At 43.9% G+C, this 25,521-nt stretch carries 25 protein-coding genes; 17 read left to right on the forward strand and 8 right to left on the reverse strand.

Features of this window, described 5'->3' with window-relative positions; all coding sequences use genetic code 11:
• The first annotated feature begins 142 nt into the window (after positions 1–142).
• From BT112_RS14045 to BT112_RS14100, 12 genes are all read left to right on the forward strand, one after another.
• Entirely contained in the window at positions 143–817 is a 675-nt protein-coding gene (locus BT112_RS14045) for a hypothetical protein (RefSeq protein WP_072318022.1), read from the forward strand.
• A gap of 62 nt (positions 818–879) precedes the next feature.
• On the forward strand, positions 880–1,920 hold the full coding sequence (locus tag BT112_RS14050; RefSeq protein ID WP_072318023.1) for a hypothetical protein: 1,041 nt from the start codon (positions 880–882) through the stop codon (positions 1,918–1,920).
• Between the two features lie 35 nt (positions 1,921–1,955).
• Complete coding sequence (locus tag BT112_RS14055) at positions 1,956–2,294, forward strand: hypothetical protein (RefSeq protein WP_072318024.1); 339 nt, start codon at positions 1,956–1,958, stop codon at positions 2,292–2,294.
• A gap of 416 nt (positions 2,295–2,710) precedes the next feature.
• Positions 2,711–3,160: an SRPBCC family protein gene (locus tag BT112_RS14060; protein WP_139276206.1), complete on the forward strand. Its 450-nt coding sequence runs from the start codon at positions 2,711–2,713 to the stop codon at positions 3,158–3,160.
• Between the two features lie 12 nt (positions 3,161–3,172).
• Positions 3,173–3,613 carry a DUF2062 domain-containing protein gene (locus tag BT112_RS14065; protein WP_072318026.1) on the forward strand — a complete coding sequence of 147 codons (441 nt, stop codon included), beginning with the start codon at positions 3,173–3,175 and terminating at the stop codon, positions 3,611–3,613.
• 1 nt (position 3,614) lies between these two features.
• On the forward strand, positions 3,615–4,406 hold the full coding sequence (locus tag BT112_RS14070; protein ID WP_072318027.1) for an SDR family NAD(P)-dependent oxidoreductase: 792 nt from the start codon (positions 3,615–3,617) through the stop codon (positions 4,404–4,406).
• Between the two features lie 2 nt (positions 4,407–4,408).
• Positions 4,409–5,401, forward strand: coding sequence for an NAD-dependent epimerase/dehydratase family protein (locus tag BT112_RS14075; protein ID WP_072318028.1), 993 nt, complete (start codon positions 4,409–4,411; stop codon positions 5,399–5,401).
• Between the two features lie 40 nt (positions 5,402–5,441).
• Positions 5,442–6,494, forward strand: a complete 1,053-nt coding sequence (locus BT112_RS14080) for a sensor histidine kinase (protein ID WP_139276208.1) — start codon at positions 5,442–5,444, stop codon at positions 6,492–6,494.
• Positions 6,475–7,221, forward strand: a complete 747-nt coding sequence (locus BT112_RS14085; RefSeq protein ID WP_072318030.1) for a LytR/AlgR family response regulator transcription factor — start codon at positions 6,475–6,477, stop codon at positions 7,219–7,221. The genes BT112_RS14080 and BT112_RS14085 overlap by 20 nt, the downstream gene beginning before the upstream one ends.
• Before the next feature lie 471 nt (positions 7,222–7,692).
• Positions 7,693–8,256 carry an RNA polymerase sigma factor gene (locus BT112_RS14090; protein WP_072318031.1) on the forward strand — a complete coding sequence of 188 codons (564 nt, stop codon included), beginning with the start codon at positions 7,693–7,695 and terminating at the stop codon, positions 8,254–8,256.
• 66 nt (positions 8,257–8,322) lie between these two features.
• Entirely contained in the window at positions 8,323–8,631 is a 309-nt protein-coding gene (locus tag BT112_RS14095; RefSeq protein WP_072318032.1) for a hypothetical protein, read from the forward strand.
• On the forward strand, positions 8,621–8,854 hold the full coding sequence (locus tag BT112_RS14100) for a hypothetical protein (protein ID WP_072318033.1): 234 nt from the start codon (positions 8,621–8,623) through the stop codon (positions 8,852–8,854). The genes BT112_RS14095 and BT112_RS14100 overlap by 11 nt, the downstream gene beginning before the upstream one ends.
• An 84-nt stretch (positions 8,855–8,938) precedes the next feature.
• Here BT112_RS14100 and folD read toward each other — a convergent pair whose 3' ends face one another.
• From folD to BT112_RS14120, 3 genes are all read right to left on the reverse strand, one after another.
• Complete coding sequence (folD, locus tag BT112_RS14105) at positions 8,939–9,832, reverse strand: bifunctional methylenetetrahydrofolate dehydrogenase/methenyltetrahydrofolate cyclohydrolase FolD (protein ID WP_072318034.1); 894 nt, start codon at positions 9,830–9,832, stop codon at positions 8,939–8,941.
• Positions 9,833–9,928: 96 nt separating this feature from the next.
• Entirely contained in the window at positions 9,929–11,266 is a 1,338-nt protein-coding gene (gene ffh, locus BT112_RS14110) for a signal recognition particle protein (RefSeq protein WP_072318035.1), read from the reverse strand.
• 609 nt (positions 11,267–11,875) lie between these two features.
• Positions 11,876–12,544 (reverse strand): hypothetical protein, encoded by a 669-nt coding sequence (locus tag BT112_RS14120; RefSeq protein WP_139276212.1) that lies wholly within the window; start codon positions 12,542–12,544, stop codon positions 11,876–11,878.
• A 316-nt stretch (positions 12,545–12,860) separates the two neighbouring features.
• On the opposite strand from BT112_RS14120, the gene BT112_RS14125 reads away from it, so the two are divergent.
• The 3 genes from BT112_RS14125 (at position 12,861) to BT112_RS14135 (ending at position 16,904) form a co-directional block, all read left to right on the forward strand.
• Positions 12,861–13,373: an RNA polymerase sigma factor gene (locus tag BT112_RS14125; RefSeq protein WP_072318038.1), complete on the forward strand. Its 513-nt coding sequence runs from the start codon at positions 12,861–12,863 to the stop codon at positions 13,371–13,373.
• A gap of 89 nt (positions 13,374–13,462) precedes the next feature.
• A complete protein-coding gene (locus tag BT112_RS14130) occupies positions 13,463–14,380 on the forward strand; it encodes a FecR family protein (RefSeq protein ID WP_072318039.1) in 918 nt (305 codons plus the stop codon).
• Positions 14,337–16,904: a TonB-dependent receptor gene (locus BT112_RS14135; RefSeq protein WP_072318040.1), complete on the forward strand. Its 2,568-nt coding sequence runs from the start codon at positions 14,337–14,339 to the stop codon at positions 16,902–16,904. The genes BT112_RS14130 and BT112_RS14135 overlap by 44 nt, the downstream gene beginning before the upstream one ends.
• A gap of 89 nt (positions 16,905–16,993) precedes the next feature.
• On the opposite strand, the gene BT112_RS14140 is transcribed toward BT112_RS14135, so the two are convergent.
• Genes BT112_RS14140 through BT112_RS14150 form a run of 3 tightly spaced genes read right to left on the reverse strand, consistent with a single transcriptional unit; the run spans position 16,994 to position 20,850 of the window.
• Entirely contained in the window at positions 16,994–18,205 is a 1,212-nt protein-coding gene (locus BT112_RS14140) for an HmuY family protein (RefSeq protein ID WP_072318041.1), read from the reverse strand.
• A 7-nt stretch (positions 18,206–18,212) separates the two neighbouring features.
• Entirely contained in the window at positions 18,213–20,369 is a 2,157-nt protein-coding gene (locus BT112_RS14145) for a TonB-dependent receptor plug domain-containing protein (protein ID WP_072318042.1), read from the reverse strand.
• Positions 20,370–20,403: 34 nt separating this feature from the next.
• Positions 20,404–20,850, reverse strand: coding sequence for a DoxX family membrane protein (locus BT112_RS14150; protein WP_072318043.1), 447 nt, complete (start codon positions 20,848–20,850; stop codon positions 20,404–20,406).
• A gap of 143 nt (positions 20,851–20,993) precedes the next feature.
• On the opposite strand from BT112_RS14150, the gene BT112_RS14155 reads away from it, so the two are divergent.
• Positions 20,994–21,908, forward strand: a complete 915-nt coding sequence (locus BT112_RS14155; RefSeq protein WP_072318044.1) for a DUF6607 family protein — start codon at positions 20,994–20,996, stop codon at positions 21,906–21,908.
• Between the two features lie 76 nt (positions 21,909–21,984).
• Here the strand turns inward: BT112_RS14155 and argS are convergent, their stop codons facing one another.
• Positions 21,985–23,766: an arginine--tRNA ligase gene (argS, locus tag BT112_RS14160; RefSeq protein ID WP_072318045.1), complete on the reverse strand. Its 1,782-nt coding sequence runs from the start codon at positions 23,764–23,766 to the stop codon at positions 21,985–21,987.
• Positions 23,767–23,972: 206 nt separating this feature from the next.
• Between argS and BT112_RS14165 the strand changes: the two genes are divergently transcribed.
• Positions 23,973–24,401, forward strand: coding sequence for a hypothetical protein (locus tag BT112_RS14165; protein WP_072318046.1), 429 nt, complete (start codon positions 23,973–23,975; stop codon positions 24,399–24,401).
• On the opposite strand, the gene BT112_RS14170 is transcribed toward BT112_RS14165, so the two are convergent.
• Positions 24,385–25,518, reverse strand: a complete 1,134-nt coding sequence (locus tag BT112_RS14170) for a family 20 glycosylhydrolase (protein ID WP_072318047.1) — start codon at positions 25,516–25,518, stop codon at positions 24,385–24,387. The two genes, BT112_RS14165 and BT112_RS14170, sit on opposite strands and share 17 nt — an antisense overlap.
• Positions 25,519–25,521 lie beyond the last annotated feature (3 nt).

Consider the following 25,521-nt stretch of genomic DNA (forward strand, 5'->3'; position numbering starts at 1 on the left):
TATTTATACGCTAAAACTTCCCGGGATTCTTTCCTTACTTTGAACCAGTTCATTGCAAGTGAAGCTTCAACCCCGAATAATGAGCGATGGTGTAATCTGAAAAACCAACAAAAAGAGTAAGAACAACCCAAATTTTAAAACAATGGCTGATTATAGTTTAGACATTCAATTTACACAGGATCAATTACAAATTCTGTATATGGCAGGATCCAATGTCGTAGTAGCAAAACCGAGCGGAGACGGCAGTACACCCAATGTGGCATGGCAGGTATTTAAGCCTATGCAGGCCAATACGCTGAGCTGGGATGAAGAATATGGTATATATGCTTCCACTTCGGAAGTAACCAACGGTGCCAAGCTCGTACAGCTCTCCAGTGTCGATGTCGGCGCTCCTATGAATAAGTTGTTTACACTGCAACCCAGTGCCGTTATCTCAGGCCCTGCGGACGGTGGTACAAAAGACGCTTTTTCCCTGCTGAACAAGTACGATCAGAAATCACTGATGACTGTCGGACTTTACCAGAATGCCAATGTAAACGGAACGGACATCATTGGAAACGCTATTTCCGCAGTTCCTACCTTGTTATCCAGTACAGCGGTCATGACCCCATACACTACGGTCTATATCTGGTTGCAATCGCAGGTAAAAAGTAACTCCGTAGTAACCACCGTAACCTCTCCCATGACCGAGTTGAAATTCGGAGGAGGGACCAATCGAATTTCGGTGAAGTACGATTCCCAATCCGGAAAATTTATCAATTCCGGACAGGCTAAATCTTCCAAGGTATCGATCCATTATCTCGAACCGGCCTTATAACCTATATTCAATCCCTACGGGCTGTATGTGCACATACAGCCCGTTAATTTAAAGCAATCCCCATGAAGAATACCGATGAACAGAGGGAATCCATATCCCTGAAAAATTACCTGTATGCCCTTCAGCAACGAAACCTGGTCTACAATCACGATTTCAGATATTTCAGTAACCGGAACATAAACGGAAACGTTACGGATTACGGTATCCCCGATGGCTGGCAATATCAGGACCCCGGACAAAACGGCACTATCGGTTTTGACAATACTACCATGCAATGTGTCATTAAAAAAAGCGGAGGCAACGAACTCATGGAGTTCAAACAGGCGCTCCATGAATTTCCAAGATGGGAACAGGCGCTTCGCGGCAAAACCGTTTCGGCACAGATAATAATGAGTGCGGGCAAATCGGGCGATGTTACTGTCTCGCTTTCTGACGGTATCAACACCTCTTCGGTAACCAGATCCGGAAATCAGTCCATGACCTTCGATATTCAACTGCAAACCGATCCGGCCGCTACCGGACTTATCCTTTCTTTAACTACCACAGTGCCCTACATGACGCTTAATATCGACTATGCGACAGCAAATCTGGGACACATTCCGCTCAGGAACCTTCCGTGTATGGTACAGGGTATCATCGGGGAACGAAAGCAATATATCGCCACGGAAACCCCGCCTGCAGAAGAACTATCACTATGCAACGGTCTCAAAGAACTCGATGGAAATTACACCAGGCTGAGATCGGTAATCGGAGACAAGTTCGGAATCAACAGTACAAACGGCAACCCCTACCTGATCAATATGGGAGGATACTTCAGCCGGGCGTGGGACAATGGCTCCGGTATTGATCCGGACGCCGGAGACCGAACAAAAACCGGACAGGGTAATCGTAGCGGAGATCATGTGAGTTCCTCGGAAAAAGACATATTCCTGAAACACGATCACGGCCTTAAATTTTCTCTTGACAAACAGATCCTCACCGGCGATAAAGGAGCTGCCACCGTCATCAATACGACCACGACCTCCAAGACCAACCCACAATCGGAAGGAAAAGAAACCCGGCCGATAAACATCGCCGAACTCTACACTATCAAATGGGCATGAAGACCGCATAAAAATCACAGCAAAACACCAACATCATGAAAACCCTGACTTTATCTTCTGTAGAGCAGTGTATCACAGCTGCATATCATCAATATCTTACCGGGAAGCCAGGCACCATAACCTGTACAACCATCGAAGACGGAACTGTCAATATACAATGTGTGATCAGCGGCACCCGGTTTAATTGTGGTTTTGCAGGTTATCAAATGAACGGAGACGACACCGACCACCTCAGGACCTGGTGCATTACACATCCCGGAGACGGCTGGAGTTTTGGGTTCAGGGGTATAAGTCCCTCGCATCCCGACAGCCTGAATATTACGCTTATCGACAAAACTCCCTTAATGTTTAATTTTCATGTATACCTGGGCTGAACCGGTATCATCCTAACCTTGCTGCATTTCATAACCAAAGGTCGGTTGAAGGACTCCGAATGTCCTTCAATCGGCTATATAATCAGTACCTTCCCTATTCATGCCTTTTCTCCAAAACCGCATTACTTCCCCCAGGCACTAGAACCTGTTATACGATCCATGTACCGGATCCCTCAATTAAAACTTATATACACCATCTCACAGGAATTTCCATAGACAAGGAAATACCCTGAACCTATCTTTGTAAAAACAAACACAACATGAATGTATTAATCATAAATTCCCTGCTTTGTATACTTGCCCTATATAATACAAGCGACATACATCAGGATGAATGGAAAACAGTTCGTGAGGAGAATGGAGTTAAAATCAGTTACCGGTGGGTAACATCTCCGAAGGGTAAAAAAGCACGGGAAATGAAAGCTGAATTTATCCTGAACACTGATATACCAACGGTTATCGCACAATTCCGAAATGCCAGGAACCTGATACAATGGTCGGTCGCCGCAGAGACTTGTGAAATATATCCCGAAGCCGACAATACCTGGGAAACCTACATCTGTTTCGATTTCCCTTGGCCATTAAGGTCCAGAGATCTCATAACACAAAACGAGTTAAGGGTCTCAGGAGACACCACAGTGATCCTAATGAACAGTATACCTCAGTCACGTCCGAAGGTTACCGGAAATAAACGTATATCTTCTTATCAAGCCATATGGCGTTTTACACCAGTTTCCAAAAAACGGATCAGAGTTGTCCACATGGTGGTCACCTATGACCCTCCTGAATTTCCAAGAGTACTTGCAGACCCGATAATTCAGAACAAATTTATAACCTCGGTAGAACGATTGCGACAACAAATCTGAAAAAGTTTTTTTATGCCCGCAATTTTGACTATATTAAAAACAAAGATTTTTGCAATAGAAGGTAGCCCTAAACATATTGCAGGTGGTTTTGCCCTCGGATCTTTCATAGGTATGATGCCCATCCCGGGATTTCAGCTTTTTGTGTCCCTTGGAATAGCATCGCTCATAGGCCTAAATAAGAAAGCGGCCTGCCTTGCTGTTTTCAATACTAATCTCTTCACCGGAGCTTTCATTTTTACGTTCAATTATTGGCTGGGTGGTACTGTACTGGGAATATCATCGGAATTTCACTTTCCGGATACAATCGGGTTAGATTTTATACATATAGTGTTCACCTCTGGAAAAAACGTGCTCTATGCCCTGCTTGCAGGAGGGTGTATCACAGGGTTATTTTCTGCATGGCTAAGCCATTACCTTGTATTGCTTTGGTTTCGAAAAAAAACTTATAGATAAAATGTGCTATCAAAATACATATACTGTTATTACAGGAGCGAGTCAGGGACTGGGAAAAGCCCTTGCCTCAGTTTGTGCCCGAAAAGGACAGAACCTCATCCTCATCTCACTTCCCGGCGAAAATATTCACCATACCGCCGGGGAACTGATGCAAAAGCATTCGGTGGAAGCAGTCTGCTTTGAAACGGATTTGACACGTGAAGAAAATATATTCAAAACCGTCGATGACATGAAACGGTATAATATCAACACACTCATCAATAATGCAGGAATCGGAGGAACCAAAAAGTTTGCAGACGCAGACCTTGCATATATCGATGATATCATACTGCTCAACATGAGGTCGTTGGTATTACTTACCCATAAACTACTCCCCGTACTTCAAAGGCAACGACAGTCATATATCCTTAACATATCCAGCCTGGCTGCCTTTTCGCCTATGCCGTATAAAACAGTCTATCCGGCAAGCAAGGCTTTTGTGTACTCATTTTCGCGCGGGTTGCACGCCGAGCTCAAGAAAAGCAACATCCATGTTTCGGTAGCACACCCCGGTGGCATGCCAACTAACAGAGATACGACTAAAAGGATTAATTCTCATAGCAAATTTATCCGCTCTTCCATACTTTCTGCCGAAGACACCGCATTGATCTGTATGGAGAAACTCCTTCGTAAGGAAAGCATTATTATTCCAGGGAAAATGAACAGGGTAAGTTCTATCATCCAGAAATTTATCCCGGTAGATCTCCAGTTAAGAATTTTAAGTCATAAATTACAACGCGAATTACAACATTAAATATGACAGAAACCATATTGGTTACGGGAGCAAACGGCTTCCTCGGCAATCATATCGTAAGGATGTTAGGACATCGCAAATACCAGGTAATGGCTTTGGTCCGTCCGGGAAGTGATATCACTGCACTCCGGGGTCTGGACTGCACCATACTCTATGGACAACTTCATAACGTCAACGATATAGAGAATGCCGTCCAGAAATCGGATTATGTTATTCATTGTGCTTCCTATACCAATCCGAACAGCACCAATACGGATATGTACCTGAAAGTCAATGTCGATTCCACAAAGTTACTGGTCAAAGCCTGTGAAGATCACCGTATCCGTCGTTTTGTACTGGTGAGTACGGCAAATTGTTTCACCAATGGTTCCCGGGCAAACCCGGGAAATGAAGACTCCGGCTTTATGCCCTGGCTACGCCATTCCGGTTATGCCTACAGCAAGTATCTGGCCCAGCAATACGTACTCGAAAAGCACCGAAAAGAAAAATTTCCTGCTGTTGTCGTCGCCCCTACGTTCCTGGTAGGCCCCAACGACACCAAACCTTCCAGCGGAGCTCTCCTCCTGTATGCCATGAAAAACAAGATACTCTTCTGTCCGGGCGGAGGAAAGAGTTTTGTCGATGTCCGTGCTGCCGCATCCGCGACGGTCAATGTGCTCACCCTGGGCGACGAGGGCAGCTGCTACCTCCTGTCCGGAGCCAATATGGATTATAAAACCTATTTCCGGAAAGTGGAAACCTTTACCGGGCAACGTAAATACCTCATACCGTTGCCGAAAATTCTCGGAACCATATTTCGCCTGCTCTCAGGCATCATACCCGCAAAGCGATTAAGACTTCTCAATGCTCACCTACGTATGCTGGCTCTGGATAATTATTTCAGCAATGAAAAAGCAAAGAAAATTCTGCAAATGTCCGATACCAATATCGATGAGGCCCTGAAAGACGGTGTTCACTGGTTTACTGTACACGGTTATGATAAAAATAAGACCTGAGCTCGGACAATAAAGGTTATTGAAAACCAAAGATATTCATTTGAAAAACAAAAAATTAAAGATATTCCTTTCCCGACTATTACTTATCTACGGGCTGCACCTCATCATCAAATGGGGAGATGAAACATTTCATCATTTTTTCGATTTTACACTCCGTGGTATATACTTTTCGACTTTTGTAATCATCCTATGGATGACCTGCATCTATCTGTTGGATTATCTGAAAAAAAAATGGTTTGTTTCCCGGAAACAACCGTATACCTACTTGGGATTTTGTATTGCCTATGGTTATATTTTTGCTTTAATCACCAATATTGTTTACCGGTATGTAGACACTAATTATTTCGAAACCGACTGGGGAGATATCGGATATTTCAATCCGATGCTTATCCTGGGCATCTTAGTATTGTTTATTTCGGCACTAAGCTTTAATGAATACTTTCAGGCGGAACTCTCCGCAAAGGAAAGTCAGATACTCACCGAAAAACTAAAAAAAGAAAATGCCATTGCACATTACAAATTACTGCAAACACAGATAGAACCACACTTCCTTTTTAATAGCCTAAGTGTGTTATCTTCTCTGGTGCATCAGGATGCCGGACTCTCCTCTGACTTCATTATAAGACTATCACGTCTACTGCGTTTTTCCATGACCTGGAACGAACAAATGTTTGTTCCGTTAAAGGAAGAAGTCGATTTTATGCTTGATTATTTTTTTCTGATGCAGACACGGTTCGGAAATAGTAGTATTACACTCCGGAACAACATCTGTATCCCATCGACAAAAGATTTTTTTTTACCTCCAGGAACCCTACAGACACTCATGGAAAATGTTATAAAACACAATAGCCACAGTTTGGAAATCCCACTTACAGTATATCTATACAATGACGAAAAATTTATTTATTTTGGCAATAATATAGTTTATAAATCCAAAAAGATCAATTCCACTGGAATAGGTTTAAAAAATCTATCCCAACGGTTTACATTACTGTGTGGAAAAGGAATAACGTATAATATACAGAAAAATAATTTTGTTGTTCGTCTCCCTGTCATCACCAAAAACATTCTACATGCGCATATTAATTATTGAAGACGAGCACCATACGGCAAACCGGCTTCGGGAGCTGTTATCCTCATACCATCATCCCGTTCATATCGCCGGGATGACGGGATCAATACGGGACACTCTTAAATGGTATGCCCAAAACCCCATGCCAGATCTGGTTTTTCAGGATGTCGAGCTCTCCGACGGTAATTGTTTTGCGATCTTCGAGGCCATTGAAATATCAGCTCCTATCGTATTCACAACAGCATATAGCGAATATGCCTTGAGGTCTTTTGAAGTAAACAATCTCGATTATATTGTGAAACCTTATGAAAAAAAAGATGTTTTCAGGGCTCTCGACAAACTAAAAAAAGTTAAGGATAGCCTCCGGAACCCAGGTAATGAAATACTCAGAGAGGTACTAAAACCCGAATATAAAGGCCGTCTGCTCGTAAAACTGGGAGATTTCTACCAATCGATCTCTATTACCAGTATTGCATGTTTCCAATCAGAAGACGGTCTTACCATAGCCCGTACTTTTTCAGGAGACAAACATTTCGTTGAGCTGTCTGTAAACAGCCTTTCGCAGGAACTGGACCCACGTGATTTTTTTCAGATCAACCGAAAATTCATCATTAGTATTTCAGCTATATCTTCTATCAGACAATGGTTTGGAAACCGTCTAAAAGTCACTTTGAAAACCCCGGTAGAAGAGGATATTATTGTGAGCAGGGAACGCGTTCGTCATTTCAAGGCTTGGCTTAATCACTGACTGGGCATATTTTCGGGATCCAGACTTTATAGCCTTGCAATACGCACCACGGGAAATCTGCAGAATTCAACACACCTAATCCCTCCTAAGACGTGATTTGTCTCCGTAAAGCGATATTTTCAGTGTCTGGTAATCTCAGCCTGTTTTTTCCCTCCAATATCAATCAACCATACTGTTTCTCCTGCCCTTTTAGGACTCGTTACTGCCTGTTACAATATACATTCGGATTTACATACCAACTCCGTTTTTATGGTACTTCCTTTTAAATTACATTTATAATGTGGCGAAAGAATCACAGAAAGGACGCAGATAAACCCTCTTTTAATTAAAGAAACTACAGAATACCTTATTACAAAAAAAAATAAAGCCAACCGATACTCTGCGTCAGAAAAAAAGACAAAAAAAAAGACAATCCCGGTAAAATATTTTACCGCCTATTCCGACTATATAGATATAACGCATCTGCATTGCATGGATCAACAGCAAAAAAATAATCTTATTCAACGGGTAACGATTTCCGAAGAGGGCAAGTTGATCCACTTTTTAAAGCAATGGATACCCAACAGGGAAGATGCCCGTGATATCGTACAGGATGTATTTTACAATCTCGTACTCGGTTTTGAAGAAATACGGGATCTGGACAAAATCTCGTCCTGGATGTACAGCACAGCGCGATTTAAGGCCATCGATTTCATACGCAAGAAAAAACCGACGCCGGAATCCCAGCTCACCAGACCTTCGGAAACGGATGAAAATGAAACCGGTATTTTCGAATGGCTGCAGGAACATGTTCCCGCACATCAGGAAACGGAAATGTGGCAGGAGGAGGTATACAGAGTACTGGAACACACCCTGGAAAGCCTTCCTGAAGAACAACGGGAAGCCTTTGCACTTCATGAACTGGAAGGTATGTCTATCAATGAGATCGCAGAGAAACAACAGGTTTCCGTCAACACGGTACTCTCTCGAAAAAGATATGCGGTTGCCCGCCTCAAAAAAGAGTTACAGGTTTTATATAACGAATTGAATGATTAACCCCTAAACCCATATAAACAAGGATATCCGGGGAATCCCGATGTAAAAAACAATAAAAACAAACTGATGAAAATACTAAAGATCATAGGAATGGTAGTTGTAAAACTGGCCTGCGTTGGACTATACGTATTTGTGGTCATGCAACTCTGGAATTGGTTGATGCCTTATGTTTTCGGTATCACGGAACTGACCTTCTGGCAAACCCTGGGCGTACTGTTATTGTGTAAGCTCCTATTTCTGGGTAACGGCTGGAATTACCGAAGAGGCCGATACGGTCGTCCTTCCCGCCAGCGTGAACGCCGGTGGAAATCGGATTTCAGGAAAAAGTGGGAAGAAAGAATGTGTAACCCCCAAAAGCCCGAAGATGAACAATAATGGCACTCCCTTCGAAGTACTGGTATTTGCTACCGGTATAACCACCACTAAAGAAGCCAATACGCTACTGGAACTATTACTGCTTCACAAGGGTGTAAAACAGGCTAATTTTGACCTCGAAGATATAGACAATATTCTCAGGGTGGTATCCTGCGGAATTACGGAGGAGGAAGTAGAACAGTTACTTTCTGTGCACCACATGCAATGCAGGGCCCTGGTTTAACGTACATATATACCGAAAACAAAATTCCGGATATCGGCCTGAAAAAACAGGAAAATATCCGGAATCGGTAGTATATATACGAATTTATTTTTCTTCCTTACGTATAATATGTCTTTCTCTGGCCAGGAGGGTATTTTTCAGCAACATGGCTATAGTCATTGGTCCCACACCACCCGGAACAGGAGTTATATAGCTTACTTTTTTGCTTACATTTTCAAAATCCACATCTCCGACGATACGATATCCCCTCGTTGCGGTCTCATCAGGGACACGGGTAATTCCCACATCGATAATCACGGCATCATCCTTAACCATTTCTGCCTTCAGGTAATTGGGCTGCCCAAGTGCAGTGATAATAATATCGGCCTGTGATGTAATCTGCGTAATGTTTCTGGTATGACTATGTGTAAGGGTTACGGTAGAGTTCCCCGGAAACCCTTTTCTTCCCATCAGGATACTCATAGGTCTTCCCACGATATGGCTTCTTCCGATCACTACGGTATGTTTCCCCTTGGTCTCTACATTATAACGCTCGAGCAATTCCAGTATCCCGAAAGGAGTAGCAGGAATAAATGTAGTCATGTCCAGAGCCATCTTACCGAAATTTACGGGGTGAAAACCATCGACATCCTTGTCCGGATCTATAGCCATCAGTACTTTCTGAGTATCAATCTGCTTGGGCAGAGGCAACTGCACGATAAAACCGTCTATGTCATCATCTTCATTGAGTTCCTTTATCTTTTTGAGAAGCTCCACCTCGCTGATCGTACTGGGCAATTTAACGAGTGTCGATTCGAACCCGATCCTTTCGCATGCCTTCACCTTACTTCCCACATACGTCAGGCTGGCCCCGTCATTTCCGACCAGCACAGCTGCCAGATGTGGTACCTTCTCTCCTTTTTTCTTCATTTCGGCTACTTCCGCAGCGATCTCATCTTTAATTTGATTGGAAATTTTCTTCCCGTCGAGTAATTCCATATTACGGTTTGTGGTTTATTGTTTTTGACACCGGGGATATCCCCTTCGCTTCGGGTATCCCCAAAGGAGAATTATCATTTTTCAAACATAAATTCCTTATCGCATTCCCTTCATTCCTCCCATCATCTGCATCATTTTCCTTCCGCTGCCGCCCTGCATCATCTTCATCATTTTGCTCATCTGGTTAAACTGCTTAAGTAACTGATTGATCTCCTGTACCGAGGTTCCGGAACCTTTTGCGATCCTCTTTTTGCGGGAAGCGTTTAATACGGAGGGCGTAGAACGTTCTTCCGGGGTCATGGAGTGAATAATGGCTTCGATGTGTTTAAAGGCATCATCATCGATATCCACATCTTTAAGGGCTTTTCCGGCACCGGGGATCATTCCGAGGAGATCCTTCATGCTCCCCATTTTTTTGATCTGTTGTATCTGGGATAGAAAATCATCAAAACCAAACTGATTTTTTGCGATCTTCTTCTGTAATTTCCGGGCTTCTTCTTCGTCGTATTGTTCCTGAGCACGTTCTACAAGAGATACCACATCCCCCATTCCAAGGATACGATCAGCCATACGCGAAGGGTGAAATACGTCTATGGCATCCATTTTCTCGCCGGTACCGATAAACTTGATCGGCTTGTTCACTACGGACTTAATAGAAATCGCGGCACCACCACGGGTATCTCCGTCGAGTTTGGTAAGTACCACCCCGTCGAAATCGAGTCTGTCATTAAATGCTTTGGCTGTATTTACCGCATCCTGTCCGGTCATCGCATCCACTACAAACAGGGTTTCTTCCGGCTTGATGGCTTTATGGATCTCGGATATTTCGTTCATCATTTCCTCGTCCACAGCGAGACGACCTGCCGTATCGACGATAACCACATGATGACCGTTAGCTTTGGCATGTGCTATACCTGCCTGTGCAATAGCCACAGGATTGGTATTTCCACGATCCGAAAATACTTCTACCCCGATCTGCTCTCCTACGACATGCAACTGGTCTACAGCAGCGGGGCGATAGACGTCACAGGCTACCAGGAGCGGTTTTTTAGTCTTTTTATTTTTAAGAAAATTAGCCAGTTTTCCGGAAAAGGTAGTCTTACCGGACCCCTGAAGTCCGGACATCAGAATGACGGAAGGATTACCGGAAAGGTTAACACCTTCGGCATCTCCCCCCATGAGCTCCGTAAGCTCGTCTTTCACGAGTTTTACCATCAGCTGCCCGGGTTGTAACGTAGTCAGTACGTTTTGTCCGAGGGCCTTTTCCTTGACATTATTGGTAAAATCTTTAGCTATCTTGAAATTTACGTCGGCATCGAGCAGTGCTCTCCGTACCTCTTTCAGGGTCTCCGCTACATTGATCTCCGTAATCTGCCCGTGTCCTTTAAGGACGTGAAGGGCTTTATCCAGCTTTTCACTTAAATTATCAAACATAATTACCTGCTTCTTTTTTTACAAGAGTGCCGTTTCTTTTCGCGGCAGGTGCAAATTTAAGAATTTGAACCGAAGACAGACAGGCTGAAGCGCTAATTTTAAACATTTTCCATCTGCGACATCGGAAGAATCCGGAAAGATCAGGGTTTCTTTAACAGAAACTTTTGTTTTCGAATTTCCGGCTATATATTTTTTCACAAAAAACAACAGAAGGGCAAGGCGTATTACCACAATATCATTCCACGACCTGATCAGTAAAAAACCGTTCCGCAGAATATCCGCCCCAAAGAAGGTGTAATACTATATTGTACAGAAGAAAGCATTAAACAGCATTACCGGATACCTTAATAACGGGAGAAACAGCAAATTACCGGTTTACCCCCAAGATATTCATAGATCTTTATAAAAAGAGAAAGAGGCCTTGCGGCCTCTTTTCTGGCTGTCAGGCACCCCTACCCAACAGCTCAATCCAAACAACCTAAATTTGACAGTTGATCATTTTAAGTATAAAAAATAGACAGATTGTTAACCAAAACATCAACTGTATCTTATATCTTTTCCGTGTTCGTCTTTATATTTTTCTTTATTATTTCCCTTTTCGGTACAAATTCAGCTACCGAGACTGCAAATAGCTCTCCCGTTCTTGACGGCAGCAATCAATTCGCTGTTTGTACTCACTTCTATTTCTTCACCCGTCGCATACATAACGATTACGGGATAGTGAATGCTGGTCCGCAGGTTTCCTATCTGGTTTATAAATTCATAAAAGTCCTGATCGGCATTTATCGTCACGCTTCCGTTGGATTGATTATTAGCATTGTACGTAAACATCTCCACGGGATAACGAAACTGCACACAGTTTATCCGGCTATCCGGACTATCGGTACACATGGCCTTAAGCATGTCGAACTCTTCAGCTGAACGCACAGTATTCTCAGTATACTCCCGGGATACGACCGTAAAGGGAACCTGTAATGTCAACGGTGTTTCCAGATTCTCTGCAATACGACGGACAAAATCCTTATCCGCTTCGTTATTAATCATCCTTACCGCCCCGTTAAGGGTAATTGCTACGGGTAATTTTACGGTTCCGCAACTGTACATGTCAAGAAAATCATCTGATGTACCGTCATTCGCCGTTGCACGCTGAATCCACAATGCCATTTCCGAACCGGAGGTTATCACCAGATCCGGATCTTCACCGACTATTTCATTTATTTCGTTCTGACAGGAAAATAATAAAATGAACGTTATCCATACCACCGGGAACTTCTTCATATTCTCACCCGCTTTTCCCGCGTACTTCAACATTAAAACAGTTGTATCACCAAATACCCTACCCCTCATTTGTATTTTTTTATTTTTTTCTAAAAAAAATCATATTTACCGATACCGAAAGAAAATCTTTTTAAGGCTATCACCTTCGTTCACTGCAAGGTAAACAGAACACCTCCTTCCGGCAAGAGTATCACAAAGGAATAAAATAAATATTTCTTTATGCGCATAACGTGATTTTTTCCGGTCTTAATTTCTGTCTCGCTTTACTTCTATTCGCAAAATAGATATCTTTGCCGCTACACCAGATGTAAGTCCTATGCTACGACAAAACGATCCGGTATGCTCGGAGAAAACATATATCTCGCTGTACAACACCTATGCCAAAAAACTGAACAACTTTGTCTATTATAAGTGCGGAGACAGTAAAGAAGCAGAGGATATTGTTCAGGAATCATTCGTGAGGTTATGGAAAAACTGCGATAACGTGCCCCTGGAAAAAGCCAGATCTTTTTTATTTACAGTAGCTAACAACTTGTTTTTAAACATTGTTGCACACAGAAAGGTGGTTCTTCATTATGCCCGGGAAAAACCTGTTGGCATCGATGAGGAAAGTCCACAATTTGTGCTGGAGGAAAAGGAGTATATGGACAAACTTCAAACTGCCATATCCAACCTGAGTGAAGCACAACGGACCGCTTTTCTGATGAACAGGATAGACGGCCTGAAATATACCGAAATAGCAGAGGCTCTCGGCATCTCGGTAAAGGCTGTTGAAAAAAGAATACACAAAGCCCTGGTTAGTCTGAGAAAAGAAATAGAAGGCTTTTAGCCCGATCAACGAGCTGTTATACATACAAATAAAACACCATAGAGGTAGGGTTTTACCTCTGTAAACTGTTTTATAACTAAATTACGGAAATGAATAACGATACCCTGTTAGCAAAATGGCTTAATGGTGATATCTCCGAAGAAGAACTCAAAGCCCTGAAAGCATCGGGAGAACTGGAGTCTTACGAGAAGATTATCACATATACCGCCATGTTAAAAGCCCCGGCTTTTGACAAGGAGGCCGTTTTGCACGAAATACAACAGGTGAGAAAAGAACAGGAGTCGTCCCGTGTCCGGAAAATCCGTACCCGGATACCTTATGCCCGGGTCGCTGCCGTATTGTGTATCGCACTCGTTTCCTATGTTTTTCTTTCCGGAAGAGATACCGTTATTTCCACTTCCAATGCCCAAACAACAGATCTGGTCCTTCCAGACGATTCACACGTTACTCTGAATGCAGGCTCCGAACTGATATATAACAAAAAACAGTGGGCACGTAAAAGAGAAGTTCATTTGAAGGGCGAAGGTTTTTTCCGAGTCAGTGAAGGAGCTTCTTTTGAAGTCAAAACCGATCAGGGAGTGATTTCCGTATTGGGAACTGCTTTTAATGTCAATGACAGGAACGATTATTTCGAGGTGAGTTGTTACCGGGGTGCTGTCAGGGTTATACACGGTAAAGACAGCCTCATACTCCAACCTGGTGAAAGTTTCCGGGCAATACAAGGGATAAAAACCAAAAAAAACAATACTGCCGGGGAAGTGCCTACATGGATGCGCGATGAAACGTCCTTCCGCAGTGTGCCGTATTCCGTAGTTTTAAAAGAGTTCGAGAGGCAATACAACGTTGACATCACCGCCCCCGAAGCTACCGATCTTTACTTTACCGGAAGTTTTAGCAATAAGGATATAGAAACCGCCTTAAAAAGTATTACCTTGCCATTCCGTCTAAAGTACAGATTCACGGATGGCAAAAAGGAAAAGGTTACGATATACACCGATAAACACTAAACTGGTGAGGGTCTTGCTACCCTTATGTTTTGTCTGTATCCCCCGCATCATTTCCGCACAACATCAAAAAGCGCTCTCCACGGTTTTACCTGTTCTTGAAAATCATTTTCAGGTCAAGTTCTCTTATGCCGATGAGGATATAGCCCCCTATATAATCGACAAACCCGATCTCAGGAAACCACTCCTGAGGATATTGGCTGAAATCGAAGAACAAACAGCTCTGAATTTCAGAAAGCTCAACCAGAGATATTATGTTATAAGTCCGGATATCAAAGGCGTATGTATATCAATAAGAGATGCCCTCAGTAAGGAACCGGTCGTAGGAGCTACCGTAGAGATCAAAGGAACAAACCGTTTTACGGTTACGGATACACTCGGCTTTTTTCGTTTTGACGAAGTACCCGAAAATACAAAACTCCTGATCAGATCCATGGGCTATAAGTCCACCGAGGTTAACGCCGTATTCCCCGAAAATCCCCCTTGCAATACCCTGCTGCTACAGCCGGAATACGAAGAACTGGAAGAGGTGGTCGTAAAGCAATATCTCACCACGGGTCTCGACAAGAAAATGGACGGAAGCATCGAAATAAGTACCGAACGTTTCGGTATTCTTCCCGGACTGGTCGAGCCGGATATATTACAGACCATACAGGCACTTCCCGGGGTAGAAAGTGTAAATGAGACTGTTTCAAATATCAATATACGGGGAGGGTCTCACGATCAGAACCTCATCCTCTGGGACGGTATCAAAATGTACCAATCCGGCCATTTTTTCGGATTGATCTCGGCGTTTAATCCCTATCTCACCCGGAATGTATCGGTCATAAAAAACGGGGCCAGTGCGTTTTACGGCGACGGTGTAAGTGGCACTATAGATATGCATTCCTCCGATGAAATTGACAGTAGCTTTGGCGGCGGAGCAGGGTTTAACCTTATCGCCGCAGATGCATTTGCCCGGATACCCTTAACTAAAAAACTGGCCGTACACCTTTCGGCCCGACGCTCTGTTACCGACCTGGTTTCAACCCCCACCTACAATTCCTATTTTGACCGGGTTTTCCAGCATTCCAAAATTACCGATATCGAAAACCAGGAAGTTGCCGAAGACATCGACAGAAAAGAAAACTTTTATTTTTATGATGCCAGCATAAAAGTACTTTATAATCCGCATGAGAAACACAAAATAAGGGCTAATGCACTGTTCTTTAAAAACAGTCTGCTCTATGATGAGAGCAGTTCGTCCGCTTCGGAGTCCAAAAAAAGTACGCTGGACCAGCAAAACCTCGCTTTCGGTGCCAGCCTGGAAAGCGAATGGTCGTCCCGGCTCACTTCATACGTCAATACGTATTACACCAAATACAACCTGGACGCAGCCAATTACACACTCTTTACCGACCAGCGGCTGCTACTCAACAATGAGGTACTCGAAACCGGTGTACGAATGCATTTCAATTACAGGTTAACCAACACCGTTCATTTAAGGGGTGGCTACCAGTTTTATGAGGTAGGGATCAGCAATACGGACGATATCAACGTGCCCCGGTATCGTGTTAAAGAAAAAGACGTCATTCAAAATCACGCGTTTTTCTCGGAATTCACCTATCAGTCGGCCGAAAAAAAAACATACATAAGAGCGGGATTACGCGGAAATTACATCAAAAAATTTGAGAAATATATTTACGAGCCCCGCCTGAACATCCGTCAGAAACTCAGTCGCAGACTTGCCGTAGAGCTTCAGGGCGAAATGCGCAGCCAGGTCACCAACCAGGTGATCGACCTGCAACGGGATTTTCTGGGAGTAGAGAAAAGACGCTGGATACTTTCTAATGACGATGATCTTCCGGTGACCAGGAGTAAACAGGTATCGGCAGGTATCAATTATAACAGAAGCAGTTTCTACACCGGGTTAGAAGCTTTTTACAAAACCGTAGACGGAATTACGACATCCGGACAGGAGTTCCAGAACGAAGGTCAATATCTGCGTACTTCCGGGAACTATACCTCCAAAGGCATAGAGTTTCTCATCAATAAAAAAACACCACATTACAGTACCTGGCTTAGCTATACCTACGCGATCAATACTTATAATTTTGATGCCCTCACCCCTTCTTCTTTTCCTAATAATCTCGACATTCGTCACGCGGTGTCCTTTGCAGGAACCTATATCCTGCATAACTGGAAAATCGCAATGGGAATCAACTGGCGGTCGGGAAGACCTTACACCACCCCACAGCAGGGCAATGAGGTTACGGAAAGACAAACCGGAAACACGATAAATTACAACAGTTCCAACAGTGACCGGCTTCCGCAGTTTTTACGTGCAGACCTGTCTTCGACCTATAATTTTGCCCTGGGTAAAAAAGTAAATGCCGATCTCGGAATAGCCATACTCAACATCATCAATAAAAAGAATACCCTCGACATCTATTACAGACTCGAAAACGATCAGAGTACGGATATCCAAAAAGTTGAAAACCGCTCTTTGGGTATTACGCCGAATGTGACCTTCCGGATATTTTTTTAATACAAAACCCCGGCAACGACAATTACCGGGGTTCATGCAACTAAAAATAAAAAACTTAAAAACTAACTAACTTCAAAATAATAATGGTTCTATTCGTCGAGCAATTCATATTTAAACTGCGGATATCCTCTTGCTCCCGAGGCATTCAAAAATGCGGTAAATTGTAATTTATAGTAATTTCCGGAAGCATCTTTAACAACAAAATACCTGTCATCCTTTACCTGGGCCGACCCTCCGAAACTTGCTGTTTGCCTCCAGTCACTGCCTATAATCGCCCTGTCATCATATACGAATTCGGATTCCCTGATATCGGCTTTGGTAAATGCCTCAAAAGAAGGTTCACCTGTTTCTACGCTTTCACCGTCCGTCGTTTCTTTGGTGATAACGGTATAGAGCCCTACATTTCCAAGGGTATTATGTAATGCGTAATCCGAGTAGGCTGCCCCTGCTACCAATCCTCCCATATTGCCGTAATAAGAATAAACACTGGTAAAATTAATATCCCAGTCCGCTTTGGCAGGCTCTACACTTACTTCACTACCCTCTACCAGACTAAAAGCTTTGAGATTATAACTGTCATCTTTGGATATGACCACTTCTTCGTGATCGTTAGCATCCAGTGCAGCATATTGCAGTATATAATCCTCTCCGTCCGCTAATATCCTTACCTTATAAAATCCGCGGTGTTCCCCGGTCGTCAGTATATCTCCTGCGTCCGGTGTCTCTGTCGGGATAGTGCTTCCTGCGGATATGATGTACACATTGTTGTCCGAAGCTGTTGTAGAAATTTCAGCGATAGCCGTACCTCCCGGTTCTCCTTCTTTGGTGTCGGTAAATGAAATTCCGTTATCCAGATCTCCATACATATAATAACTCAACGGAAGTCCTGCAATCAGTTCCCCGACACCGCTTACGCTAACCTCCGTCAACTGGAACTGTGCATTCAGGCCTTTGAGAGGTATTGAACTCTCAAAAACGGTGCTGCTGTTCACAGCATCGATATCCGTAAAGCCGGGAAGTTCCGCAGCAGTCGCCAGAATAGCGCTGTTAAGAAAAACTCTGTGCTGTGAACCGCAGTAAAACCCGAGCTCCCAGGTATCTCTTTTCACTACGGTAGTATTGGAAGTACTCAGGTCTATATATACCTGGTTGGGCTGATTGGGGCCACCGGATTCCACATCGACAGTAGCAGATTCTACTGCCGGGATTTCCGGTCCCCCACCCGTACCGTCATCATCACTGCTACACCCGGTTACAAGCAGGCCTGTCATAAAAATAAGAGAAATAAAAATTCGTTTCATATTGAGGTTAGATTTTAAAATTATACAAAAGTTTAAGGTAAAAAGACCGGCCGTACCCCAGCAATATGTTTCCCGGAGGGGCCCCGTGTGCAGACCCTGCTATGGCCGTAGTGTTTACACTGACCACATCGAGAAGGTTCCGGGCTCCTGCCGTAAGCTCGAGTTGCCTATCAAAAAAGGATCGCCGGACACTGGCATCCAGCCAGGTAAAAGCATCCTGTTCGCCCTTTACGTATACGGGATCACCGGCATCCGTCGCCTGCTGGACATATTGCGGTTGCTTGCCATTGTATTTGAGTTGAGCAAAAAAGGTGGTATGTATCGACGGAATAGTATATCCTACAGAAGCATTTGCCGTATAGGTAAACAAGTAATCATCCCGCATATCGGTTTCTCCGGATGCCTGCTGGGAAATCCCGGTGTAGCCCAATCCTAATGTAGCACTCCAGCGGTTATAATACAATGTATTTTCCAGAGACGCACCGAGGATCCTGTGCCGATCGAGATTCATATAACGGAAGCTTCCGGAGGAATTGTCTCCATTCACCAGGGTGAGGTTTATTTTATCCCTGATATCATAATAAAACCCTTTGAAAGCATTGATAAGCCTGACATCCTTAAGTTCGGATTCTTTTTCCAAAGCCAGCAATGCCGATATACCGTCTTCGGGTTTCAGGTCCGGGTTTCCCTGGATGTTGTGATTCGCATCTACGAAATAGTAAAATAACTGCTCGAAGGTCGGGGTTTTGTAGGCCGATCCTAAAACACTACGCAATGTCAGGTCTTTTTTAAATTCATACGCAGCGGTTACACTCCATATCCAATGATTATCGTACATCGAATTATTATTGAGACGTACTCCAGGATACAGGGAAAAACGCGCTGCAGGAGTGATGTGCAACGATGTAAATACATCGTAATTCTCCAACCTGTTCTCTACGATGTCGGATGAATATCCGCTTGCGGAGGCATCATAACCTCTTTGGTTGGTCAACTCATAGCCCATGGTAAGATCAAAAAAACCGGAACCCGAAAATATACGACTTAATGTTCCTTTCGAAAACAGAAGATTACTGGATTGGTCTTTAATATCAGTGATCACTTCCTGTTCCCGTCGCTCGCCTACATCGTACACATAATTCCTGTTATCCCTTTCCTGTTTCTGAAAAGAAAGCGACAGCATATAATTCATGTGATACAGATTTCCATCGGCGTACAACTGGTGCATAAACCGGGAACTACTGTATTGACGGTCATTGGCCGTAATGCGATAATTGCTGTTCTCTACCCTGGCATTAATAGCATGATTATATACATCGAGGACTTCATCGAAATACCCGAATTTATAGTACAGGCTCATCCCCGGAGCCGTATAATACACCCCACCGGTGAGGTTCAACTGTTCTTTCGGATACCACTCATGTCCCCGTAGTCCGTCATTGACTACACTGCTGCCCTGAACTTTAAAATAGTCCTTCCCCCGGTAGTTATTAAAGAAACCCTGAAAATCATTACGGTTAAATCCGGCTGATACATATAACCTGTCCGTTAGATTATGTCCTATGTTCAACGACTGAATATGTCTGCCTTGCTCAGACCAGTCATACTCTCCGCCTACGGTTTCTTCCTGTAGAGCAGCCCGTATCTTCCACTTTCCTTCTGTCCCTTTCCTCGTTACGATGTTAATTACCCCTGCCACGGCATTATCTCCGTACAACACTCCCATGGCCCCCTCCACAACTTCAATACGCTCCACATCGTCCAGATTGATCTGGGTGACATCTATATTATTGCCATAACCGTTATCGCTCACCAGGGGGATATTGTCTATCAGGATCTTCACATAATCGCCGTCCAGGCCAAACATACGTATGGTAGATCGTCCGGACTGTGGATCCGGAACTACGTTGATATTCAGGGAGTAGTGTAAAACATCGGCCAGGGTATTACCGGCAATATTATCAATAGTCTGCCGGTCTATACGACTCACCGGAAACAGTTTTGCCGGGACATTCCCTCTCCTGAACTGATCGGTTACCACAACTTCCTGAAGCTCATTCACTTTAACAGAAGTGGTATCGGCACCGGATTGCCCCATGACACATATCGGCAGGAGTATTGCTGTAAAAAAGTATGTAATATGTTGAGGTAAACGTATAATCATTATCGTATAAAACTGGCATTTATCTTCTCTGTCCCTACCATACCTTATCCAAAACCACAGATTTCCAACGGGGATAGGACACCAGCAATAACCAAATATTTATGAGGAGTAATCCGCCGGTCTGTATCAATTCCCTGATGTGTTCCGGTTCCAGAAAAAGGTGAAAGAAAAATATATTTAACGTAACAGGTAAAGCAATTATAGCACCGAGAATCCCAAAAACCTGACTGAGCAACAATACGCCCGCAAGTAGTTCGACAGTACCGAGAAAGGGCCAGAAATAACCCGTTTGTTTCATCCCGAAAATATAATTTCGGATTTTCAAAACCGGTATATTGTCTCCCAGTTCCTCTCCTCTTTGTACCTGTTCGATCATCTGTGTCGGCTCCGGAACAGGTTTGGTAAATTTTGCAATCCCACCGTATGTCAGCATTCCACCGAGAATCAAACGAAATATGATATGTGTGACTTTAAGGAACATCTTTATTTTTATTAAGAATAAATATCAATAATATTGAAGCAAATATATAATTTATTTTTATTCAATCTAAATTAATTTATTAAATTTGTCCCGGTTCTTTGCGGGATAATACGGGAACCTCATACTCATTAAAATCATCAATTATGAATAAAAACTCCTTTTGGCTACACCTCCTATTTATACTCGGATTTACGATATCCGGGCTTGCACAAGACACTAAAGAGAAAGATGTCGAAGCTATAAAAGCCATGTGCGGCTGTTATGAGGTAGCTTTTAATTTTGCCGAGACTTTTGCACCGGATAAGAATTATAAATTCCACGATCGTTACAGGTCCGGCGCTCTGGAATGGGTAACTCCCGTGGAAGAAAGTAATGACAAAATCGTTCTGCAACATCTGCTTATCATCAACGACACAATGATTATCAAACACTGGAGACAGGACTGGCTTTATGAAAACACAGGGTTATATACCTACTATAAAGACAACCAGTGGAATTACGGGGAGCTTCCGCAGGACGAGGTCCGGGGACAATGGACACAAAAGGTTTACCAGGTCGATGACAGTCCGCGCTATGAAGGCACGGCCACGTGGATACATACAGACGGTAAGCATTACTGGGAAAACACCACAGATGCTCCGCTACCCCGCCGGGAACACACCAAAAGGAATGATTATAATGTAACCCGGAGGACCAACAGGCAGGAAATTACTTCTTATGGCTGGTTGCACGAACAGGACAATGACAAGATTGTCCGTAACGATCAGGTAGAAGACAAGGTTCTCGCCCAGGAAAAAGGAATGAATTATTATAGAAAAACGGAGGATGCCCGATGTGACCCTGCCCGAAAATGGTGGAAAGAAAACCAGGAGTACTGGGCCAGAGTGCGCGGGGAATGGGATGCCATATTTGCCCGAAAAACCACGTTGAAGCTGCTGCCCAAAGCCAATGACAAAAGACTCTATGAGGTACTGTTCGACATGGACACCAGTGCTTCATCTGAAGATATCAAAGATGCAATAGTGCCCTTTATTGCCCCCGATAATCATCGGGATTAGTTTTCATCTATGGTTAACTGTGGAGCCGCCTTGTCCCAAGCAAGGCGGTTCTTTTTTTGATCTCCGGGAAAAAATTCTACATGCGCTCAGGAACATTAATTCCCAGTAACCGAAGCCCTGATGCAATAACTTCTCCTACCTTTCCTGCCAATTGCACCCGGAATGCCCTGCTGGTCTCTTCTTCAGCTCCCAGAATGGAAACGTTCTGGTAGAAAGAATTGAATTCTTTGACGAGATCATAGGTATAATTGGCAATAACTGCAGGGCTGTAACCCTCCGCAGCACTGCTTATAACGGCCGGAAAGGCTTCCAGTTGTTTCAGCAATTCCTTTTCCTTCTCGTGGAGCACGATATTTTTGATGTCGCTATGGTGCGCAGTTTCATCCGCTTTTCGCAATATAGATTGTATACGGGCATACGTGTACTGGATGAAAGGCCCGGTATTTCCGGCAAAATCAACGGACTCTTCAGGGTTGAACAGTATCCGCTTTTTAGGATCCACTTTAAGGATATAATATTTCAGGGCACCTAAACCTATAATGCGATAAAGCTCTTCTTTCTCTTCTTCCGAATAACCATCGAGCTTCCCGAGCTCTTCGGATATCTCTGCAGCGGTCCTGGTCATTTCCACAATGAGATCGTCGGCATCGACTACCGTCCCTTCACGGCTCTTCATCTTTCCACTGGGCAGGTCCACCATACCATAACTGAGGTGGTACAGGCTTTTCGCCCATTCATAACCGAGCTTTTGCAGGATAAGGAACAACACCTTAAAGTGATAATCCTGTTCATTACCTACCGTATATACCATCCCACCGATATCAGGATGATCTTTAACCCGCTGAATTGCAGTACCTATATCCTGAGTCATATACACCGCCGTTCCGTCCGCACGAAGCACAATTTTCTCATCCAGTCCCTCATCTGTGAGGTCTATCCATACACTGCCGTCTTCCTTACGGTAAAAAATACCGCGTTGCAGCCCGTCTTCCACCACATCTTTTCCCAACAGGTAGGTATCACTCTCATAATAATAGGAATCGAAATCGACACCGAGATTTTTGTAGGTAATATCAAAACCGTCGTACACCCATTGGTTCATCGTTTTCCAGAGGCTCACTACTTCTTCATCGCCGGCTTCCCACTTGCGGAGCATCTCCTGTGCCTGTAACAAGAGCGGTGCCTGCCTGGCAGCTTCCTCCCTGTTCATTCCTCCGGCAACGAGCTCTTCGATCTCTTTTTTATATTCTTTATCGAAAATAACATAGTAATTCCCTACCAGCTTATCTCCTTTTAACCCGGTAGATTCCGGGGTTTCTCCATTCCCGAATTTCTGCCAGGCCAGCATGGACTTACAGATATGTATTCCCCTGTCATTGATAATCTGGGTTTTGTATACTTTTTTTCCGGCAGCTTTCAGAATTTCCGCAACCGAATATCCGAGAAGGTTATTCCGGATATGCCCCAGGTGCAACGGCTTATTGGTATTGGGCGAAGAATATTCGACCAGGACGGCTTTCCCCTCCGGATCGGGAGTGACATACCCGTATTGCTCCTGCTTGCGGATACTTCCAAAAAAATCCAGGTAATAATCATCACAGATCACGAGGTTCAGAAATCCTTTCACCACATTAAACCTGTCTATTTCGGCCACATGCGTCTCCAGATAGCTTCCTATCTGCTCCCCTATGGCCTGCGGATTGCCTTTTAACAGGCGCAGCATGGGAAATACCACTACGGTGATATCTCCTTCAAAATCTTTACGGGTAGGTTGTAATTCTACCGTTTCGAGATCGGCATCAAATATTTTTTTAACGGCTTCCCTGACCCGGGCTGTAATATGATCTTGTATATCCATCTGCGTATTTTTTTCCTGTACAGGCCCGCAAAGATAAAAAGACTTTAGGTTTTAGGTGCCAGATTTCGCATATTTGCTTCCGTCGGACCGTCTTCGGGATCAAAAAAAGGGCCTACATCCCTTCCCCACCCTTTCACGGTTGTTACTTCTGATGGCAAGCTACCTGTCAAAGTATTCGAAAAAAGCGTATCTTTAAAGAAAAATTCATGCTCCTCTGCGCCTCCCGTAACGAGATCGGGAACAAGAAAAAAATTGAAAAGATCGTAGGAAAGCCCTGCACCATTGCGGACAGGGTAAAAATCGGAGGTGTGCATTCCCCTGAGATGGATATCATATCGTCTTCCGTCAAACTTCACAATCTCATTATTCTCAACAAATCGCACAGTACGTCGTGTACCCTGGAACTGAGGCCCGGCGGAATCATTTTACGTTTCTTTGCCGCGATGAACAAGTATATGTTTCTTATTCCCTATTACAAACTTTCGATACACAAGATAAACACAAGTATATACGCTATTCACAAAGATGACTACCATGTGAATATCGATGTGAGAAATGAAGCGGGCAGAGATTTTATAAAGAAAATACTCAAATCCAAATCGGACAGTTACCCTACTTTTATCGACGATCTCTGATGCGTTTGGTTCCGGTTTCTTCACCCCGAACTCTCCGTATAGCTCCGAACAATGTCTTAAAACAGGTTACCTGGTCGTCCGGCTTATCCTCATTCTCTTTTTCGCTATAATACGCATCCAGGAAGTTTTCTGTCCCTGTCCATACGGTATGGACCAAACCGCGAAAACGATCCCGCATCTCCGGGGTTGCATTTTTTCTGTTTGTCAGCAACTGGTCCAATTGTGCTACCGCTACATCCTCTTTACGCCACGGGCAGGTGACCACATTAAACCCTTTTACGGCAAAGTACACTGCGGTAGGGTCTGCTCTTTCATAGTGCCAGTCACAGATCATCACATCTTTGGGGATCATATCTATGGCCCGGTGTGTGTTGTTCATGCTCGCTTCCCACATCCCTATACCCGTTGTTTTTCCATCGATGAGCCGGTCTCCCCATATCCAGAGTTCCTTGGCGCTCAAGGAAAGATGATCTCTTATCCGTGCTACTTCTTCTGCATAGAGCACAGCTTTGTCACGTCCGCCACATCTCGGGCATTTCTCATCGCCGATATAAAACACTTCATCCATTCCGGCATGGAATGCATCCGCTTCGAAAACACCGGTGATTTCATCGATCAGTGCAAATACGATATCATGAACTTCCGGGTGTAGCGGACAATAACTCTTACAATACAAACCATCGGGATTTGGCCATTCATAGTTTTCCGGTAAGTTGACATGCGGAGTTTCGTCAAATTCAGGGTATACTTCCAGCAATTTTCCTACGGTACCGGCCCAGGACTGATGTCCGAGAAGGTTGATTTGCGGAATAATGCGTATGCCGTGTTCCCGACAGGCTTTCACAATCTGCTCTACATCTGTCGCGGATAACGCACTTTCACCGACAAGCTCCGGATGTGAGGTATACCGGTAATTATAATCGACCCTCAGGATTAAAGTATTTATCCGGTAAAAGGCCAGTTCTTCATTTATAAAATTCACAAAACGACCTACTCCGTCACGTGCAGGAGCTGCTATGGCAAAGCCCCGCACAGCGACTTCATCGACCGCAGGACTCTGACAAAACACCAGAAAACACACGAAAAACGAACAAGCCAATAAGATTATTTTTTTCATAAC

This window comes from Sinomicrobium oceani (genome assembly GCF_900119185.1).
Taxonomy (GTDB): domain Bacteria; phylum Bacteroidota; class Bacteroidia; order Flavobacteriales; family Flavobacteriaceae; genus Sinomicrobium; species Sinomicrobium oceani.

Excerpts from the sequence above, each read along its gene's own strand:
- BT112_RS14050 (WP_072318023.1), top strand. The coding sequence starts at position 880 with ATGAAGAATACCGATGAACAGAGGGAATCCATATCCCTGAAAAATTAC.
- BT112_RS14095 (WP_072318032.1), top strand. The coding sequence starts at position 8,323 with ATGAAAATACTAAAGATCATAGGAATGGTAGTTGTAAAACTGGCCTGC.
- BT112_RS14145 (WP_072318042.1), bottom strand. The coding sequence starts at position 20,369 with ATGATTATACGTTTACCTCAACATATTACATACTTTTTTACAGCAATA.
- BT112_RS14045 (WP_072318022.1), top strand. The coding sequence starts at position 143 with ATGGCTGATTATAGTTTAGACATTCAATTTACACAGGATCAATTACAA.
- BT112_RS14090 (WP_072318031.1), top strand. The coding sequence starts at position 7,693 with ATGGATCAACAGCAAAAAAATAATCTTATTCAACGGGTAACGATTTCC.
- BT112_RS14060 (WP_139276206.1), top strand. The coding sequence starts at position 2,711 with ATGAAAGCTGAATTTATCCTGAACACTGATATACCAACGGTTATCGCA.
- BT112_RS14150 (WP_072318043.1), bottom strand. The coding sequence starts at position 20,850 with ATGTTCCTTAAAGTCACACATATCATATTTCGTTTGATTCTCGGTGGA.
- BT112_RS14085 (WP_072318030.1), top strand. The coding sequence starts at position 6,475 with ATGCGCATATTAATTATTGAAGACGAGCACCATACGGCAAACCGGCTT.
- BT112_RS14055 (WP_072318024.1), top strand. The coding sequence starts at position 1,956 with ATGAAAACCCTGACTTTATCTTCTGTAGAGCAGTGTATCACAGCTGCA.
- folD (WP_072318034.1), bottom strand. The coding sequence starts at position 9,832 with ATGGAATTACTCGACGGGAAGAAAATTTCCAATCAAATTAAAGATGAG.
- BT112_RS14135 (WP_072318040.1), top strand. The coding sequence starts at position 14,337 with ATGGCAAAAAGGAAAAGGTTACGATATACACCGATAAACACTAAACTG.
- BT112_RS14170 (WP_072318047.1), bottom strand. The coding sequence starts at position 25,518 with ATGAAAAAAATAATCTTATTGGCTTGTTCGTTTTTCGTGTGTTTTCTG.
- BT112_RS14075 (WP_072318028.1), top strand. The coding sequence starts at position 4,409 with ATGACAGAAACCATATTGGTTACGGGAGCAAACGGCTTCCTCGGCAAT.
- BT112_RS14155 (WP_072318044.1), top strand. The coding sequence starts at position 20,994 with ATGAATAAAAACTCCTTTTGGCTACACCTCCTATTTATACTCGGATTT.
- argS (WP_072318045.1), bottom strand. The coding sequence starts at position 23,766 with ATGGATATACAAGATCATATTACAGCCCGGGTCAGGGAAGCCGTTAAA.
- ffh (WP_072318035.1), bottom strand. The coding sequence starts at position 11,266 with ATGTTTGATAATTTAAGTGAAAAGCTGGATAAAGCCCTTCACGTCCTT.
- BT112_RS14120 (WP_139276212.1), bottom strand. The coding sequence starts at position 12,544 with ATGAAGAAGTTCCCGGTGGTATGGATAACGTTCATTTTATTATTTTCC.
- BT112_RS14125 (WP_072318038.1), top strand. The coding sequence starts at position 12,861 with ATGCTACGACAAAACGATCCGGTATGCTCGGAGAAAACATATATCTCG.
- BT112_RS14065 (WP_072318026.1), top strand. The coding sequence starts at position 3,173 with ATGCCCGCAATTTTGACTATATTAAAAACAAAGATTTTTGCAATAGAA.
- BT112_RS14100 (WP_072318033.1), top strand. The coding sequence starts at position 8,621 with ATGAACAATAATGGCACTCCCTTCGAAGTACTGGTATTTGCTACCGGT.
- BT112_RS14130 (WP_072318039.1), top strand. The coding sequence starts at position 13,463 with ATGAATAACGATACCCTGTTAGCAAAATGGCTTAATGGTGATATCTCC.
- BT112_RS14070 (WP_072318027.1), top strand. The coding sequence starts at position 3,615 with ATGTGCTATCAAAATACATATACTGTTATTACAGGAGCGAGTCAGGGA.
- BT112_RS14165 (WP_072318046.1), top strand. The coding sequence starts at position 23,973 with ATGCTCCTCTGCGCCTCCCGTAACGAGATCGGGAACAAGAAAAAAATT.
- BT112_RS14140 (WP_072318041.1), bottom strand. The coding sequence starts at position 18,205 with ATGAAACGAATTTTTATTTCTCTTATTTTTATGACAGGCCTGCTTGTA.